17 protein-coding genes are annotated in these 17,975 nt (G+C 32.7%); 15 read left to right on the forward strand and 2 right to left on the reverse strand.

What is annotated here, in order from left to right; genetic code table 11:
• The first annotated feature begins 36 nt into the window (after nucleotides 1-36).
• The 5 genes from NNH57_RS06465 (at nucleotide 37) to NNH57_RS06485 (ending at nucleotide 3,988) form a co-directional block, all read left to right on the forward strand.
• Nucleotides 37-414, forward strand: coding sequence for a hypothetical protein (locus tag NNH57_RS06465; protein WP_132065755.1), 378 nt, complete (start codon nucleotides 37-39; stop codon nucleotides 412-414).
• The gene (locus NNH57_RS06470) at nucleotides 411-1,175 is read left to right on the forward strand and encodes an adenosylcobinamide-GDP ribazoletransferase (RefSeq protein ID WP_074409148.1); all 765 of its coding nucleotides are present in this window, start codon (nucleotides 411-413) and stop codon (nucleotides 1,173-1,175) included. The genes NNH57_RS06465 and NNH57_RS06470 overlap by 4 nt, the downstream gene beginning before the upstream one ends.
• Nucleotides 1,157-1,675, forward strand: coding sequence for an alpha-ribazole phosphatase (gene cobC / locus NNH57_RS06475; protein ID WP_074409149.1), 519 nt, complete (start codon nucleotides 1,157-1,159; stop codon nucleotides 1,673-1,675). Before NNH57_RS06470 ends, cobC begins: the two co-directional genes overlap by 19 nt.
• Nucleotides 1,676-1,816: 141 nt before the next feature.
• Nucleotides 1,817-2,956, forward strand: coding sequence for an ABC transporter substrate-binding protein (locus NNH57_RS06480; RefSeq protein ID WP_074409150.1), 1,140 nt, complete (start codon nucleotides 1,817-1,819; stop codon nucleotides 2,954-2,956).
• Nucleotides 2,957-3,988 carry a FecCD family ABC transporter permease gene (locus NNH57_RS06485; RefSeq protein ID WP_108809460.1) on the forward strand — a complete coding sequence of 344 codons (1,032 nt, stop codon included), beginning with the start codon at nucleotides 2,957-2,959 and terminating at the stop codon, nucleotides 3,986-3,988.
• Nucleotides 3,989-4,030: 42 nt separating this feature from the next.
• Here NNH57_RS06485 and NNH57_RS06490 read toward each other — a convergent pair whose 3' ends face one another.
• Nucleotides 4,031-5,971 (reverse strand): tetratricopeptide repeat-containing sensor histidine kinase, encoded by a 1,941-nt coding sequence (locus NNH57_RS06490; protein WP_074409152.1) that lies wholly within the window; start codon nucleotides 5,969-5,971, stop codon nucleotides 4,031-4,033.
• A gap of 309 nt (nucleotides 5,972-6,280) precedes the next feature.
• Here NNH57_RS06490 and NNH57_RS06495 point away from each other — a divergent pair, with 309 nt between their 5' ends.
• The 6 genes from NNH57_RS06495 (at nucleotide 6,281) to NNH57_RS06520 (ending at nucleotide 11,058) form a co-directional block, all read left to right on the forward strand.
• Nucleotides 6,281-6,856 (forward strand): DUF1572 family protein, encoded by a 576-nt coding sequence (locus NNH57_RS06495; protein WP_108809459.1) that lies wholly within the window; start codon nucleotides 6,281-6,283, stop codon nucleotides 6,854-6,856.
• 268 nt (nucleotides 6,857-7,124) lie between these two features.
• A complete protein-coding gene (gene dnaN / locus NNH57_RS06500; RefSeq protein WP_074409154.1) occupies nucleotides 7,125-8,243 on the forward strand; it encodes a DNA polymerase III subunit beta in 1,119 nt (372 codons plus the stop codon).
• 104 nt (nucleotides 8,244-8,347) lie between these two features.
• The gene (locus NNH57_RS06505; RefSeq protein ID WP_074409155.1) at nucleotides 8,348-8,725 is read left to right on the forward strand and encodes a DUF302 domain-containing protein; all 378 of its coding nucleotides are present in this window, start codon (nucleotides 8,348-8,350) and stop codon (nucleotides 8,723-8,725) included.
• Between the two features lie 119 nt (nucleotides 8,726-8,844).
• A complete protein-coding gene (locus NNH57_RS06510; RefSeq protein ID WP_108809458.1) occupies nucleotides 8,845-9,750 on the forward strand; it encodes a PD40 domain-containing protein in 906 nt (301 codons plus the stop codon).
• A 94-nt stretch (nucleotides 9,751-9,844) separates the two neighbouring features.
• Nucleotides 9,845-10,474: a Crp/Fnr family transcriptional regulator gene (locus NNH57_RS06515; protein WP_108809457.1), complete on the forward strand. Its 630-nt coding sequence runs from the start codon at nucleotides 9,845-9,847 to the stop codon at nucleotides 10,472-10,474.
• Between the two features lie 86 nt (nucleotides 10,475-10,560).
• Nucleotides 10,561-11,058 carry a DinB family protein gene (locus tag NNH57_RS06520; RefSeq protein ID WP_108809456.1) on the forward strand — a complete coding sequence of 166 codons (498 nt, stop codon included), beginning with the start codon at nucleotides 10,561-10,563 and terminating at the stop codon, nucleotides 11,056-11,058.
• A 101-nt stretch (nucleotides 11,059-11,159) separates the two neighbouring features.
• Here NNH57_RS06520 and NNH57_RS06525 read toward each other — a convergent pair whose 3' ends face one another.
• Nucleotides 11,160-12,095 (reverse strand): tol-pal system YbgF family protein, encoded by a 936-nt coding sequence (locus NNH57_RS06525; RefSeq protein ID WP_108809455.1) that lies wholly within the window; start codon nucleotides 12,093-12,095, stop codon nucleotides 11,160-11,162.
• A 125-nt stretch (nucleotides 12,096-12,220) separates the two neighbouring features.
• Here NNH57_RS06525 and NNH57_RS06530 point away from each other — a divergent pair, with 125 nt between their 5' ends.
• From NNH57_RS06530 to NNH57_RS06545, 4 genes are all read left to right on the forward strand, one after another.
• Nucleotides 12,221-13,744 (forward strand): M20/M25/M40 family metallo-hydrolase, encoded by a 1,524-nt coding sequence (locus tag NNH57_RS06530; protein ID WP_074409160.1) that lies wholly within the window; start codon nucleotides 12,221-12,223, stop codon nucleotides 13,742-13,744.
• Nucleotides 13,745-13,769: 25 nt separating this feature from the next.
• On the forward strand, nucleotides 13,770-14,618 hold the full coding sequence (locus NNH57_RS06535) for an alpha/beta hydrolase family protein (RefSeq protein ID WP_074409161.1): 849 nt from the start codon (nucleotides 13,770-13,772) through the stop codon (nucleotides 14,616-14,618).
• 233 nt (nucleotides 14,619-14,851) lie between these two features.
• The gene (locus NNH57_RS06540) at nucleotides 14,852-16,729 is read left to right on the forward strand and encodes a CBS domain-containing protein (protein WP_074409162.1); all 1,878 of its coding nucleotides are present in this window, start codon (nucleotides 14,852-14,854) and stop codon (nucleotides 16,727-16,729) included.
• Nucleotides 16,713-17,951 carry a M14 family metallopeptidase gene (locus NNH57_RS06545; protein WP_074409163.1) on the forward strand — a complete coding sequence of 413 codons (1,239 nt, stop codon included), beginning with the start codon at nucleotides 16,713-16,715 and terminating at the stop codon, nucleotides 17,949-17,951. The genes NNH57_RS06540 and NNH57_RS06545 overlap by 17 nt, the downstream gene beginning before the upstream one ends.
• Nucleotides 17,952-17,975: the final 24 nt, after the last annotated feature.

The following is a 17,975-nucleotide window of genomic DNA, read 5'->3' on the forward strand; positions in this document are numbered from 1 at the left end:
TGTTCTAAAATACCCAAATTAAAAATATGAAAACATATGAAAAGAGGTGTGTTATCTGTTATTATTGCATGCATAGGTTTTTATTTCATGTATAAAATTAATCTATCGGGACATCATGTATTTTTAGAAATAAAAGAGAATACAGAAATTGCTCCTACAACACAAGTTCTTAGTAAACTATATAAAATCACTACTCTATGCATAGGGTTATTAAGTCTATATTTAGGGGTTATTTCTGCTCTCAAAAAAAATAAAATAGGAGTTTTAGGTATCGTATTTTCAATAGTTCTCATTATTTTGGCATGTATACCATTTTCTAAATATCTACAGAAGAATTCTGCTATTAACACCGATTTCCATGCTAAAAAAGTTGCCGTCCTTACAAAAATGATAAAAGAAACATACTATTTATGAAAAAGGAAATTCACATCTTTTTTACTGCATTGATGTTTTTTACCCGTATTCCTTGCCCAAAATGGGTAAATCATGATCCCGAATATTTACATCTTAGCTCCAAGTACTTTCCTCTAGTGGGGATCATTGTCGGAAGTATTGGTGCTATTGTTTTTTATGGAGCTTCTTTTATTTTTTCGGTAGAAATTTCAGTAATTCTATCTATGTTTTCTACCATTTATGCTACAGGTGCATTTCATGAAGATGGATTTGCAGATGTATGCGACGGATTTGGTGGTGGGTGGACCAAAGATAAGATCCTTTTGATCATGAAAGATTCTCGTTTAGGTACATATGGTACTATTGGGTTATTGTTAATGCTAAGCATAAAATTTGCAGCATTAAGAGAAGTAGAAATGTATTACATCCCATTTTTATTAATTTCTGGACATGCCCTAAGTCGTTTTATAGCCACCACCTTAATCTTTACGCATCCTTATGTAAGAGATACAGAAAACAGTAAGGCAAAACCAGCAGCAAAAAGCATGAGTATACATTCATTATTAGTAAGTGGTATATTTGGTATTGCTCCTTTATTTTTCTTCAAAAATCCCATGATATTTCTTACCTTAATCCCCATGTACCTGTCAAAAATGTTCTTAGCAGCCAAATTCAAAAAATGGATTGGCGGTCAAACAGGAGATTGTGCAGGTGCCGTACAACAACTGAGCGAAATTGTTTTTTATCTTACTAGCATAGCACTATGGAAATATATCTGGTAAGACATACCACCCCAAATATCGAAAAAGGAATTTGCTACGGACAAAGCGATATAGGAATTACAAATACCTTTACTGCCGAAGTAGAAAAAATACATCAATCTATTCCTGTTCATGAAATTACAACTATATATAGTAGTCCATTACAGCGGTGTAAACTATTAGCCCAAACATTCAAAAAAGAAATCATCTACGATCATCGACTTAAAGAATTAAATTTTGGAGATTGGGAGTTACAGCCCTGGGATGCTATACATAGTTCTGAAATAGATCCCTGGATGAACGATTTTGTAAATGTGCAAGTCCCAAATGGAGAGTCATATATCAAACTACAAGAACGTATTTTGGATTTTTATACCTCTCTGGATCATATTTCTGAAGAAAAAATTGCAATAATAACGCATGCTGGGCCTATGAGAGCATTGCTTGCCAAGCTACAACAAATAGAGCTTAAAGACTCTTTTAGTATCAAGATTGCATACGGAGAAGTATTTAGTATCTAATCTTATAAAATTTTAGTAGAAAAAATAATGTGCTCTTAATTTAATATGCTGTAACAGATTTTCTATTACAGCATACGGGTTTAAAATCATTTCGGGATTAAACTTATTCTGATTTACTATTTTTACAAAAAAATGATGCTCATGCGTACTATATTTATCATTTCTTTACTATTCTTATTAAGTGCTTCTTGTAAGAAAACACCAAAAGATACAACTCCACTCACTGTGATGTATCTGGCTCCTCAAAATATTGAACACGCCTCGGGATTTACTATTAAAAACCAGGAAAATTATAAAGAAATTAAGGTTTCAACACCCTGGCCAGATGCAAAAGAAGAGCTTACCTATATTTTACACCCAAAAGGAACAGAAAAACCATTTAAATCTCCAAATGCAATATTTATTGAAGTACCTGTAGAAAGAGTCGTTGTGACTTCTACTACAGATATTCCGATGTTGGAGTATATGAATCTTGAAGAGAAGTTAGTAGGATTTCCCCATACAGATTATATCTCTTCTGAGAAAACACGAGCTTTGATTAACAATGGTGCGATTAAAGAACTTGGTGAGGAATGGAATCTAAATACAGAAGTTGTTCTTGAGCTTTCCCCCGAATTAGTTGTTGGGTTTTCTTCTTCTGGAGATACAAAAGCTTATGACCTAATACAAAAAACCGGAATTCCTGTGGTAATTAATGGTTCCTGGTTAGAAGAACACCCCCTAGGTAGGGCAGAATGGATAAAATTTATGGCAGCTTTCTTTGGTAAAGAAAAAATGGCAGAAGATATCTTTCAAAATATAAAAAAAGAATACAACCAAGCAACTACTTTAGCCAAAAACACAACTTCTTCTCCAACAGTATTATCGGGTAATATGTTTAAGGATGTATGGCATGTTCCCGGCGGAAACAGCTTTGTCGCCAAATTTTTAAAAGATGCAAATACTACATATTTATGGGAAGACGTAAAAAAAAGTGGAAGCGTGGCATTAAGTTTTGAAAGCGTACTTGAAAAGGCCCAAAAGGCAGAACTATGGATAGGATCAGGAAACTCTAAATCACTCGATGAGCTAAAAGCAAAGAATCATCGGTATACTTTATTCGATGCCTTTAAAAATAAAGCCGTATATTCTTCAACTTTAAAGATGGGTTCTAAAGGAGGATTAATATATTATGAATTAGGACCTATGCGGCCCGACTTAATTTTAAAAGATATCATTAAAATTGCTCATCCAGAATTATTAATCGATTATGAACCCTTTTTTTTTGAAAAACTAAATTAATTGACCCCAACCAAATCATATAAACGTGTTTTTATAAGTATTATCATACTTCTGTTCATTTGCTTTATAACTAACATAAGCTTAGGCTCAGTATTTATTCCATGGTTAGATACGCTAAGCAGCCTGGTAGGCGGAACAGTAGAAAAAGAAGCCTGGAGGCATATCATTGTTGATTATCGATTACCAAAAGCAATTACTGCCATAATTGTAGGCAGTGGGCTTGGGATTTCTGGATTATTAATGCAAACCTTATTTAGAAATCCATTAGCAGGCCCCTTTGTACTCGGCATAAGCTCTGGAGCAAGTCTGGGAGTAGCACTACTCATATTAGGAAGTGCATTTACCGGAGTCGCTGTTTCTACTTTTTTAATTTCAAAATGGGGATTAGTTATTGCAGCCAGCTTGGGTAGTATATTAGTATTGTTTGCCGTAATGCTTGTTTCAATTAAAGTAAGAGATACAATGGCAATACTTATTATCGGACTTATGTTTGGAAGTATTACAGCTGCTATAGTGAGTGTACTGGCCTACTTTGCTCCTGCCGATCAATTACAACGATATATTTTCTGGGGATTTGGAAGTTTAGGCAATCTATCCTGGCATGATGTACTTATATTTTCTGGTATATCATTATTAGGAATGTTATTATCCATCCTTGCCATAAAACCTCTAAACACGCTACTCCTGGGAGAAAACTATGCTCGTAGCCTTGGGCTAAATATCAAGACAAGTCGTTTTCTGATTATTGTTGCTACAGGGTTATTAGCCGGTAGCGTTACCGTTTTTGCCGGACCGATTGCCTTTATTGGTCTAGCTGTCCCTCATCTTACAAGACAACTATTTCATACCTCAGATCATAAAACATTAATTCCTGCTGTAATATTATTAGGCAGTATCATTATGCTGGTATGTGATAGTATTGCACAGTTACCATCTAGCGAATATACACTTCCTATTAATGCTATTACTTCATTAATTGGTGCTCCTGTAGTCATCTGGTTATTAGTTCGAAAACGAAAAATGTTGTTTTAGACCTCTCCTTATATTTATCCTACAGCAATACCACTAAAATATTTATTGCAGTATTGGTATTTCAATAGTAATAATAGTCCCTCTTTTAAGACGAGAATCGACATGCATTACACCCGATAATTTTTGTATTCGACTTTCTATATTTGTTAAACCAATACCTAAAGATGTAACAGAGGTATCAAACCCTTTACCATTGTCTTCAAAAATAACATGAATAAGGTTATCTATAAGATCGATTTGAATTTCAACTTTACGGGCATTAGCATGTTTTATGGTATTTGTAATAAGTTCCTGAAAAACAGAGAATAGTTCATTATGAAATGAATGATCTATTTCATTAATTTTATTTTCTGAATAGGTTGAAATATGAATACTTAATTTACTGGCATTTCCAATATTCTGCATGTACTCTTTTAGCAACAGTATAAAGTTATTATGTCTAAATTTTTTAGGAATAAGGTCATGAGAAAGTGTCCTAACTTGCTTATAGGTATCATCAATCTGTTGATAGATGGCGTCCATTTTCTTTAAGTTTTCTTTGGCCAAACCAAACTGAAGCTTTATTGCTGCCAGATTTCCTCCTATCCTGTCATGAAGCTCTTGAGCAATACGGTTTCTTTCTTTATCCTGAATACTAATCGAGGTTTTAATTAATTTTAACTCCTGGTCTCTTATTAAGGCTTCTATCTTTTGTTCTCCTATTTCTTTTTCTTTTTTATGCAATAAGCTCTGACTTTTTAACTTTTGATAATATAGAAAAAGTAAACCCGCCAGAGGTATCAAAATTACAACAAATGCATATGTAAGAGTTTGTTTCTGAAACTGTTGTCTTTCTATTTCTAAAACTTTAAGTTCTTGATTCTTTTTTAAAATTGTTATTTCCTTTTCTTTCTTTAATGTCTCATATTCTATTTCCAGTTTAGCTACTTCCTTATCTTTTTGTAGTTTTTTTATAGAATCTTGTATTTGAATCTTTTTCTCTGTATTCTCTAAAGCTTCTTTATAGTTTTTTTCTTCTAGAGCTATATTTTTCAAGCTTTGGTATACATATAATTGTTGCTTAAGATATCCTGATTCTTTGGATATTTTCAATACCTCATTATATCCTTTCTTAGCATTTTTAAAATCCTTCTTCTCTCGATAAATTTCGCATATATTAAGTATATTATTCAGGATAATTAAAGGATAATTATATTCTCTTGCAATAGGTAACGATTTATTAAAATAAATAAAAGCTTTATCATCTTCATACATATTTAAATACACTACGCCAATATTCAATAAAACAACCGCTATATTTCTATTATCACCTGTTGTCTCATGACGCTTCAGTGCTTTTTTATGATAAAATAATGCTTTTTCATAGTTTCCTAACTCCATATAGCACAAAGCAACACCTTCACAATAGTCCGGGTTTTCTTTATCTACAACAGTAGATGTTAAAAGTTCTAAAGATTTTGTGTAATCCCCGTTAAGTTTATAATTCATTGCCAAACTTATAACCAACTTGTCCTTAGTGTCAGAATCTTTAGTTTTCTGAACAATATCAATACCTTTTAAAGCCCATTTTTTACTTTCCTCGATCAGATTTTTATCTTTGGAAGCATGCGAAAGAAGTAAGTGAAGCCTAGATGAAAAATCTAGAGATACAGAATCTTGTTTATTTCCTATTAATCCAATAGCTTTTTTAGAGTAAACCAATGATGAGTCAGTAGCATATTTATAATAATGATAGGTCGATAAAACAAAATATGCCAAAATCGTATTATGTTCACTTTTAGTTCTTTTTAATACATCATGACTTATCCTAAAAGCTTTTTCCCGATCCTGATTTTCTGCCTTCATAAAACTTCTAGCATGTTCAAGCAGCATACTATCCTTTTTGGCAATCTTTATATCACCTTCTTCATTTGTCTGGGCTTTTGCAATACTGCATATAATCAACAAAATAAATACGAGTGTAGGTTTTGAAAATATTGTCATATGGTATAGTAACTATTTTTATGGAACTTTAACTATTTTCTTGTCAAAAAGATCAATAGCATCTTTAAAAATAAGGAATTAACTTTTATTGCCATATCTATTTCTATAGGAAGAGAATTTTAGTACTCTAAAAAATGATGTTATTTACAATTACAAACAAGAATATATATCCTATTCTTCTGTCTAAATATATTTGCACAGATATTATGTTCTACTAGTAGTTTACTCGAATCCATATACTCTGGTTTCGAACAATTAAAAATCAAGTATTAATTTAAAGTCCTATCTTTAAAGTAAAAGTATACAGTAATGAAATCATCTGAATATCTAGAAGGAATACAAAAACAGTTTTCCTATTATAAATCTCTGGGAGAAAAAACAATAGATCAGATTCCTGAAGAGAAGCTTTTTTGGCAATATAACAGCGAGAGTAATAGTATAGCAATTATTGTAAAACATCTTTGGGGTAATATGAAATCCAGATGGACAGATTTTTTAACTACCGATGGGGAAAAAGAATGGAGGCAACGTGATGCAGAATTTGAAAATGATATTGCATCTAAGGAAGATCTTCTAACCAAATGGAACGATGGATGGCAATGCCTTTTTGAAGCATTAGAAAGTATTGATCAAGATAATTTTAACCAGCCTATCTATATTCGTAATATTGAGCATAGCATTACCGAGGCAATCAATAGACAATTGGCACATTATTCATATCATATAGGACAAATCGTATGTATAGGAAAAATGATTGTCGGTAAAGAATGGCACAGTTTATCTATCCCGAAAGGAAAATCTACAGCTTATAACCAAAAACGCTTCGCTACACCCAAGCATAAAGCACATTATACAGATAAGCTTATGAAAGATGGTACCAATTAATTGTCCTGAGTTCATAAAATAGTCAATAACTCTCTTTGGTTTGTTAATAACTATGGTTTTCTCAATACCAAATCCCAAATAGATTACGATTATATTTGCGTAAAACTGTACGTAATTAGTCACACATATATATATGAAATTAAGTCATGCCAACTACATTGATTCTTACATACCTCACCGTAGATAAGTTAAAGTGATTATTGGCAAATTTCATACTGATCTGTATCAGCATAAATCTGACAACTAAAATATAATAAAGAAAAAACAGATGAAATTTATAGTATCCAGTTCTTACTTACTTAAGCAACTACAGGTATTAGGAGGGGTAATTAGTAATAGCAATACGTTACCAATTTTAGACAACTTTTTGTTCGAATTAGACAATAATGCACTAACTGTTTCTGCCTCTGATTTAGAGACCACTATGTCTGCAAAATTAGAAGTAGAATCTTCTGATCAGGGAACTATTGCAGTACCAGCTAAATTATTGCTAGAGACGCTTAAAACTTTTCCCGAGCAACCTTTAACTTTTGTCGCCGCAGATAATAATACAATAGAGATAAGTTCTAATCATGGTAAGTATGCTCTGGCCTATGCCAACGGTGAAGAATTTCCTAAAGCAGTAGAATTAGAAGATCCTAGTGCTACCAATTTACTAGGAGATATCTTAGCCACTGCAGTAAGTAAAACCATTTTTGCAACGGGTAATGATGATTTAAGACCAGTAATGAGTGGTGTGTTTTTTCAATTCTCTACAGAAGGCTTAACTTTTGTTGCTACCGACGCTCATAAACTGGTTAAGTATACTCGAGAAGACATTAAAGCCTCTCAAGCCGCAGAGTTTATTATGCCTAAAAAACCGTTGAACTTACTCAAAGGAATTTTGGCAGGTAGTGATAGTGAAGTATTAATCGAATACAATGAATCTAATGCCAAATTCTCTTTTGATGAAACACAATTAATATGTAGATTAATTGATGGAAAGTATCCTAATTATGAAGCGGTAATACCAAAAGAGAACCCTAATAAATTAACGATAGCTCGCACACAATTTTTAAATTCTGTACGTAGAGTTTCTATTTTCTCTAATAAAACAACTCATCAGATTAGATTAAAGATTGCAGGAGCAGAATTAAATATATCTGCAGAAGATATCGATTACTCTAACAAAGCAGAAGAACGTTTAACATGTGATTATCAAGGTGATGATATGCAGATCGGTTTTAACTCTCGCTTTTTAAGTGAAATGCTAAATAACCTTAACGCAGATGAAGTACAACTAGAAATGTCATTACCTAATAGAGCAGGAATCCTTACTCCAATCGATGGATTAGACGAAGGAGAACATGTAACCATGCTAGTAATGCCAGTAATGTTGAATAACTAAGGTCATAAATAATTATTTGTATCTAAAATTCCAACCATATTGATGTGGTTGGAATTTTGTTTTTAAAGAATAGTAAACAATTGTAACCTTCTTAATTAAAAATAATGAAATCTTCTATTCTGGAAACGACATTTAAGCTTCCTTTTGAAGCAGTGTACAACGCTATTAAGAAAAATATTTTATCAAATGGTTTTTTACTTCTTCATGAAATAAATACTCAGGAAATTGTTGCGAAACATGATTTAAAGATTCGCCCCTTAAAACAATTATTGTTTTTTCATCCTAGATACATCGAGACAATTCTAAATGAGGATGCTCTAGCAATTAATGAAATTCCTATTAAAATAGTCGTTTATGAAAAAGAAAACGGAAATATTAGCGTTAGTTTTCCTAACCCCAAAATTAACCTGGGTGATTATAATTGTGATGAAGAAATGGCTTCAGAACTTCTAGAAAAAACAAATACTATATTAGATATCTAAACAAAATATCATCCTAATTTACATAATAGGTTGTATTAATTATCTTTGATCTATAATTAAACCATCAATCTTCGCTTGTATTAAACCATATACAAAACGATTAATTACAGGTTAAAAACATGAAACAAATTTTAAGCATACTACTTATAATTATAACTGCTTTGAGTTGCAAAAATTCAAATTCGATAGAAAACCATAAAATGAGATTTTTGGTAGATCAAATTCCGGATACTATTCCTATAGCATTTAAACAAGATTTGATTCCTAACGATAAAATAATACATAGAGGTGTCTTTTCGTCAAATTTTGAAGAATATTATTATACCATTTCTGATAAAAACTTCGAACAATTTACTATTTATAGCATTCAAAAAATAAATGGAAAATGGTCTATCCCCAAAAAAGCATTTTTTAACAGTGATTATAATGATCACGGAATGAGTTTTTCTTCTGATGGAAAATCGCTTTATTTTAGTTCTACCAGGCCTGTTAATATCGAGGGAGTTACATCTACATGGCATATCTGGAAATCAGAAAAGAAAGATAATGTATGGAGTACTCCAGAATATGTAGATATCCCAAACCTGAGAGATAAGTTAGTATCTCACCCTTCTGTTACCAACTCGGGAACGCTTTATTTTCATGTAAGCAATACAGATTATAGTGAAATGGACATCTATTCATCTAAACCTGTAAATGGTAAATTTCAAAATGCTCAAAAACTTATAGTTCCTCAATATGCAAAAGTTAGAAAATGCACTCCTTATATTTCTCCTAAAGAAGATTATATCATCTTTGCCTCTATTGGAAATCAGCTAGATTTAATTATAAGTTTTATGGATAAGAATGGTAAATGGACACACACAAAGAAACTACCAGAAAAAATTAATAACCTTGGACAAGGAAACCCTTACATAACGCCAGATCATAAATTTCTATTTTTTGCAACTGGTGATCATATAGAGAAAAATTGGTCTGTAAAGTGGGTAAATATTGCATCCGAATTGAAGAAAAACCAAAACTAATATCTGTTTCTATTACAAAAAGTCATTTAAAAAATCCTTGGTATTTCATATCTTACTCATGTACATATTTTTTGTATTTCAATATTCATAAAAAATGATTTTCGAAAAAGAGATTCTTAAAAAAATAGACTTTATTACAGAAAACGAACTTCGGGAAGAGATCCTTAAACATTGTGAAATCTTATCTTTTAAAAAAGGAGATGTAATTGTTAGAGAGGGACAATATGTTAAGATATTACCGATTGTAATCTCTGGTCTTATCCGAGTATTTCAGACAAAAGAAGATAGAGAAATCTTGCTTTATTATGTCGAGCCCAGCCAAACCTGTATGATGTCATTATCGGCATGTTTTTTTAATAATCAAAGTCCCTCGCAGGCTATAGCAATGGCTCAAACCGATATTCTTGCTATACCATCAAGGTTTATTACCCAATGGCAAAAGCAATATAATTCATGGAACAATTTTGTGATTAAAACGTTTAGAAAAAGATACGATGAGCTTCTGGATACTTTTGAGAGTGTCGCCTTTGATCATATTGACAAAAGAGCTATTGCGTATTTAACACGTAGAAAATCACAACAGGAAAGCTCTAGAATTAAAATTTCTCATCAACAATTAGCTAATGAGCTGGGTACAACAAGAGTAGTTATTTCCCGCATACTAAAACAATTTGAATTAGATGGAAAATTAATTTTGCATAGAGCCGAGATAGAATTGTTATAATTTTTTTGACACTGTGTATCTTTTGATACCGTTTTATCCCTTATTACTTACTGACCTTTGAAGTATTCATTTATAAAAAATAAAATATGAGTGCTACAAGTTTTTTAATAGAAATGGAACAAGAGTTTGTTTCAACAAAAAACCTTCTGGATATACTTCCCGAAGATCGATTACATTATAAACCTCATGAAAAAGCAATGCCACTTGGTCAACTTGCTTTTCATGTCGCAACTATTCCTGGTAGAAATTTGAGGTTTGCCCAGGATGGTCAGGTAGAAACAGAAGTTATCGTCGAACATCCTATTCCTGCCAATAAAACAGAAATTCTAAATGCTTTTGAAGAGAGTATGACCTCTGTACGGGCATTACTTAAAGAAGAAAACACCTCTTGGTTAAAAAACGATTGGAAACTTCTAAAATCACAAAACCCAATAGCAGAAATGCCTACCTATGTTTTTATAAGAACTTTTGTTCTTAATCACTGGTATCACCATAGAGGAGAATTAACCACATATCTAAGGATACTAAACAAAAAATTACCTTCGATTTATGGCCCAACAGCAGATGTAAATCCATTTGCTTAGCTCTGAAATTAAAATGAATCTGGGAGATGTCGATATCGCCTCATCTCCCATTTTTAAGCAAATACGCATTAATAAAGATGAAACGTATTATAAACATCCACTTACTCATCAAAATACCTCGAAAAATCAGATTCTGCTGCAATATATCCAAAAGAGTTTCGTGATTTACCTTTCAGGATTTCTTGTAAATGTACTTTTGCCTTCTCTTTGTTCCCATTATAAAAAAACCAATTGGCAATCCCATACCGAGTTGCATCATCCTGAGGTGCATCTTTTCCCGTTTGTAATGAATCAATCGGAATTATCTTTTTATAGAATCTACATAGATGATAATAACTGGTATTCTCAATAATGGTCATATCATTTGTTATCAAATCTAATAACTCTTTTGCTCTGTCTTCGTTTCCTATTCTTCTCTGGATCATATATAACCAGTTTGTACTCGAGACTGTATTATCATCATTAGATTTTAAATTTCTACAATTAAGGTAAGCATGATACGCTTTTTTCATATCATTCTTTAAGTAATATGCTAATCCCAGGTGGTACCATATGTTTCCGTGCAGGCTGCTTACGGGGATATTCATGGCATTAGGTAATCCATCGGGTTCAATAGTATTTTCCTTTCCTTTTATTAGTGTTGTTGCAAACTCTAAATCATGTATTGCTTTATCAAATTCTCTTATAGAAATATAACGATGCCCTCTATGCCTGTATAATCGAGCTTCATTAGGATGCTTTTTAATTCCATTAGAGTAAATTTCTATAGCTTCTTTATACTTCCCTAAATATGCAGTTCTTCTTCCATACCAAATGATATTATCAATATTAGTTGAATCTGCAAGAAAATCCTGTTTTGCTTTCTCATATTGATTGTTCATCTTTTGCGAAAGTGTTGTAACAGGATCTTTTTTATCTACTGCCTCTACAGCAGGCTTTTCTTCTTTTTTTATAACTTCGGGTGTTTTTTCATTTTTACAAGAAAAACACAACACCAATACAAATGAAGAAACCAGGATTAACTTATGAGTATGCATAGCCTAAATGATTTAATTTGAATCGAATATAAGAAAACTTGTTAAGGTTATTTAAAATAAAAATAGCTATTCTAATCTTTTATATACATTTACAATTATCGGTAACATCTAATTCTTCTACGCATATGATTATAACTCGATGTATTATTACAACTACTCTGCTTTTTCTTACCTTCTCCTCTACTGCGCAATCGCTACATGACAGTGAATTGGATAGACTTTCACTCACCTATGCCAGAGATTCTTTTAATGAATTGATAGAGCTTTTGAGTTTACCCAATGATGCTCACTATCCAAAGGATATAGCAAAAAATATAGAGTGGTGTGAAAAAGCATTTAAAGACCGTGGATTTACATCCAAACGCCTTATAACAGAGAAAATTCCTTTACTACTCGCCAGTAGACAACATAAGGATGCAAAAAAAACGGTGTTAGTCTACCTTCAAATAGATGGGCAACCTGTTGATACGACCAAATGGTTTCAGGAAAACCCATATAAAGCTGTACTAAAAGAACAAGATAATGCTGGAAAATGGAATACCATCCCATTACATAAATTAACTGGTAAGATTAATCCCGATTGGAGAATTTTTGCCAGATCAACATCTGATGCCAAAGGCCCTGTTGTTATGTTTCTAAAAGCGATGGATATTATTAATAAATTTAAGCATGAGCCTAATTATAACATTAAAGTCATTATGGATTTTGAGGAAGAAATTAGCTCTCCCAGATTACCCAAAGCCGTATTAGATTATAAAGAAGAATTGGCCTCGGATATGCTTGTTATTTTTGATGGTCCAAGGCATATTTCTAATCAACCCACATTAGTATATGGAGCAAGAGGAATAACAACATTATCTCTCGAGGTTTTTGGCCCCAAAGCACCACAACATAGTGGTCATTATGGTAATTATGTTCCCAATCCGGCATTACGTCTTGCTCAACTATTAGGTTCGATGATGCAAGAAGACGGAAGAGTCGCAATACCTGGTTGGTATGATGGAATCGAAATATCTGAGGAAACAAAAAAAATCCTAAACCAGGTACCTGATGATGAGAAAATAATTAGAAAAAAGCTTGGAATAGCTTCAATAGATAACATTGCAAATACATATCAAGAATCTATACAATACCCTTCTTTAGGGATTCTTGGACTACAATCGGGTTGGGTAGGTAATAAAACAAGGACAATAATCCCCTCTAGTGCTATCGCCGAAATGAATATCAGACTTGTTAAAGAAACCAATGCACAGCATATGGTTGATATGGTAAGACAACATATTTTGGATCAGGGATATCATATTGTAGATAGCACCCCTACTGAAGATGAGCGGATGAAATATTCAAAAATTATTCGTTTTAATTATCAAATTGCCTATGATGCTTTTAGAACCGATTTTGATACTGAAATAGGGAAATGGTTAAGAAAGGCAATGACAAGAGCTTTTGGCAAACCTCCCATACAAATTCGTACCGGCGGAGGCTCTATTCCCATTTCACCATTTGTAAATACTTTAAATATTCCCGCTGTCATTGTTCCTACTGTAAACAAGGATAACAACCAACATAGCCCTAATGAAAATATTAGGCTTGGCAATTATATTGAAGGTATTAAAACAATTACAGCAATATTAACACAAAAACTGTAACACTACATTAACCAAATACTTGTATATGATTAGTATTCCTGCCATAGATAATTATTCCTTATCAGGAAAGATATACCCATGTGAGGGGATCATCGATAAAAACAAAGTATTGATTATTAATTCTGCCACAGCTGTAGATAAAAAATTATATCATCACTATGCTGCATACATGGCAAAAAATGGATATCAGGTAATTACCTATGATTATAGAGGAATTGCAGGTTCCAGACCTAAAAAACTTAGTGGTTTTAAAGCTTCTTTTACAGATTGGGGGCAAAAAGATTTTTCTGGAGTAATCGATTATGCAAAAAAAAAGTTTCCAAATCACAAAATAGTAACCCTTGGTCATAGCATTGGAGGAACAATTATTGGGATGACCGAAAAGAGTAATCAAATTAGTGGAATTATCAATATTGGAGCACAGACAGCATATTATAAAGATTGGTCTAAGAACCAGAGAACCAAAATCTATGTTTTATGGCATATTGTCTTTCCTATGATTACAAATCTATTTGGCTATTTCCCCGGAAAAAAATTGGGACTACTAGAAGACGTTCCTAAAGGTGTAATCGAACAATGGAACAACCGAAGACGACATGCCGATATGAAAAAACAAATGGAAGCTATTGGTATTACTTTTTATTATGATACCTGCGCATCAAAACTTCTTACGCTAGGCGTAGAAGATGATCCTATCGGGACAAGACCTGCCATTACCAGAATACATGATCTGTTTGAAAAATCTGAGAAAGAAATTAAAATGATACAACTACATGAAATTCCGGTAGATAAAATAGGGCATTTTGGTTTTTTTAGCAGAAAATTTAAACATACGCTCTGGGCAAAAACTTTAATCTGGTTTGATGCTATATAATTCATTTCATTACAAGTGATCTTTCATATTAACCACACTTTTAGCGACTTCTACTTTAGTATTACTTATAAAAAAGTAAATAACTATGACAAATCGCATTTTTTATAACTTAAAAAGTCAATACATTTAAAACTATTGCTAATTACTGAATCCTATCAACACCTATCATATACTAATTTATGATGATGTAAAAGGTTTCATATATACTTATTATAATCATAATATGCAATAGTATGGGAGAGCACAATGTTCATAGTAATGTAGATCAAAAAAAACGAGCCAAATATATAGGGCATCTACTCGATGATATAAAAGCTTTAGAAATGATGCTGGAGCAAGATTTGATCGAGAAAGATATAGTTCGAATTGGTGCAGAACAAGAATTTTGTTTGGTAAACAGTAACTGGAGGCCTGCAGAAAATGCAGAAGAGATTCTAAAAGTGATTAATGATCCTCACTTCACTACAGAATTAGCAAAATATAATTTAGAGATTAATCTGGATCCTACAGAACTTAAAGAAGATTGTTTTTCTAAAATAGAGAACGAATTAAATCAACTTATCTTTAAAGCTAAAGCAGTCGCCAGTCAATTAGACACCAAAATATTGCTTACCGGTATTTTACCAACAATAAGGAAGCGTCATCTCGAACTGGAGTATATGACTCCCAACCCCAGATATTCGGCTTTAAATGATATTTTGAAAACACAAAGAGGAACAGATTTTGAACTTCATATAAGAGGTATAGATGAATTAAATATTCATCATAAATCTGTACTTTTTGAAGCTTGCAATACTAGTTTTCAGATGCATCTTCAAATACCTCCGCAAGATTTTGTTTCCAGTTACAATTGGGCTCAGGCTATATCTGCTCCTGTACTGGGAATATGTACCAACTCGCCTCTATTGTTTGGAAGAGAATTATGGAGCGAAACCCGAATTGCATTATTTCGTCAGAGTATGGATATCAGAAGTTCTTCTTACGCCTTAAAAGATAGAAGAGCCCGGGTGAGTTTTAGTAATCAGTGGGCATCGGGGTCTGTAGCAGAAATTTTCAAAAATGATGTTGCACAACATAAGGTGGTTTTGTCTCGTGATATAGTAGCCAATTCTGTTTCAGAACTTAAAAAAGGAAGCATTCCAAAATTGCAAGCTCTTTCCTTACACAATGGTACTGTGTATAGATGGAATCGTCCTTGTTATGGTGTTGGTGGTGGAAAAGCTCATGTTAGAATCGAAAATCGTTATATCCCTTCTGGCCCTACTACCCTGGATGAAATCGCAAACTTTGCTTTTTGGGCCGGATTAATGATAGGGCGTCCTTCAAAATATGATAACATGCCCGATCACATGGATTTCAGAGATGCAAAAGGAAATTTCGTAAAAGCTGCACGAACAGGAAAAGATACGATCATAAACTGGATGGGATCTTCTATTTCTATTCAAAATCTAATACTAAAAGAATTGTTACCCATAGCTCACCAGGGTTTAAAAATAGCTGAGATTAATACTGATGACAGGGAACGATTTTTACGAATTATAGAAAATCGTGCCAAAGGTATTACTGCTGCAGAATGGAATATTAAAAACTATCGCTTTCTTCAAAAAAACATGAAAAAAGATGATGCACTAAGGGCGCTTACTAAAACTCTATACCAGAATCAAGAAAGTGGATATCCAGTTCATGAATGGCCCGTACTTAATACAAAAACATTACCCAAAATGCATAAAACCCCATCATTAGTGGGGCATATTATGTCTACAAAGCTATTTACAGTAGACGCGTATGATTTGGCTAATCTGGCGATACGTATTATGAAATGGAAGAATATTCATCATGTTCCTGTAGAAAGTAAACCAGGTAAACTATGTGGGTTGTTGACCTGGAACCATGTAAAAGATAATCAAAATGAAGATAATAATAATTGTGTTGTAGCAGACATTATGGTTAAAGAAGTAATAACCATTCAGCCCAAAACAACAATATCAAAAGCGATACAGATAATGAAAAAACATGAGATTGGTTGTCTTCCTGTAGTACAAAAAAAAGACCTTGTAGGAATTATTACAATAAATGATGTAATGGTATTTGACGATGGTAAAAGTTTATAGTAAGGCTCTGGATCAGTCGATAGAGATCGAACGTATAATAAGTTGTATCAAAGGTTCGAAACCGGGGCCTACTCTCATTTTTATTGGGGGTATTCATGGTAATGAACCCGCCGGAATATTTGCCCTTTATGATGTATTTAATCATATAAAAAACAGTCAAATCCCCGTAAAAGGAACTATGTATGCCATAAGCGGTAATCTCCCGGCATTAGCCAAAGGTAAACGGTATGAGAAAGAAGATTTAAATCGAGTTTGGAAACACGATAGAATTAATAATTTATCCAAAGACATTAAAGATACAAATGTCAATCTTGACATAGAGCAGCAGTACGAAATTTATCACATCATCAAAGATATTCTTGATAAAGAAAGTGGGCCATTTTATTTTATGGACCTTCATACTACTTCGAGTAAAACAATGCCTTTTTTAACCGTTAATGATAGCTTGTTAAATAGAAAATATACAATGCAATATCCTACCCCTATGATACTAGGTATAGAAGAATATCTAGATGGTCCCTTATTAAGTTATATCAATGAATTAGGCTATGTATCTTTTGGTTTTGAAGGAGGACAGCATGATGATCCTGAAGCCATTAAAAATCATATTTCTTTTATCTACCTTACTATGGTTTTTGCCGGGAGTGTTACAAAAAAAGATGTTGAGTATGATTATCATTATAACTTTCTACTTAAAGGATCAGAAGCTCCAACAGAAATCTATGAAATCTATTGGCGCTACCAAATCAAAGAGAACGAAGTCTTCAAAATGAAGCCTGGATTTGTCAATTTTCAACAGATACAGAAAGGAGAACAACTTGCTCATAGTAATGGAAAAATAATAACAGCTTCAAAAAACGGAAGGATATTTATGCCTCTATATCAACATCAAGGTAATGATGGTTTTTTTACCATCCATAGTGTGCATCCGATATTTTTAAGACTTTCTACCATCCTTCGCAAAGTACATTTTGATAATATAATTACTATTCTTCCCGGTGTTCATTGGGTTTCAAATAAAAAAAATGAACTTACGGTTAATCTTAAGATTGCTCGCTTCTTCACAAAACAGTTTTTTCACCTTTTGGGATATCGAAGTAAACAAGTAGACAAAACACACTTAAGTCTAAAAAATAGAGAGAGTGCTTCAAAAGAGAGAGAATATCGCTATACTTCATGGAGTAAAAGCAAAAACTGGTTGATAAACACTCTTAACCAATAGTAATTGAAAAGGTAAACAAGGCCA

It is taken from the genome of Aquimarina spinulae, from assembly GCF_943373825.1.
GTDB lineage: Bacteria > Bacteroidota > Bacteroidia > Flavobacteriales > Flavobacteriaceae > Aquimarina > Aquimarina spinulae.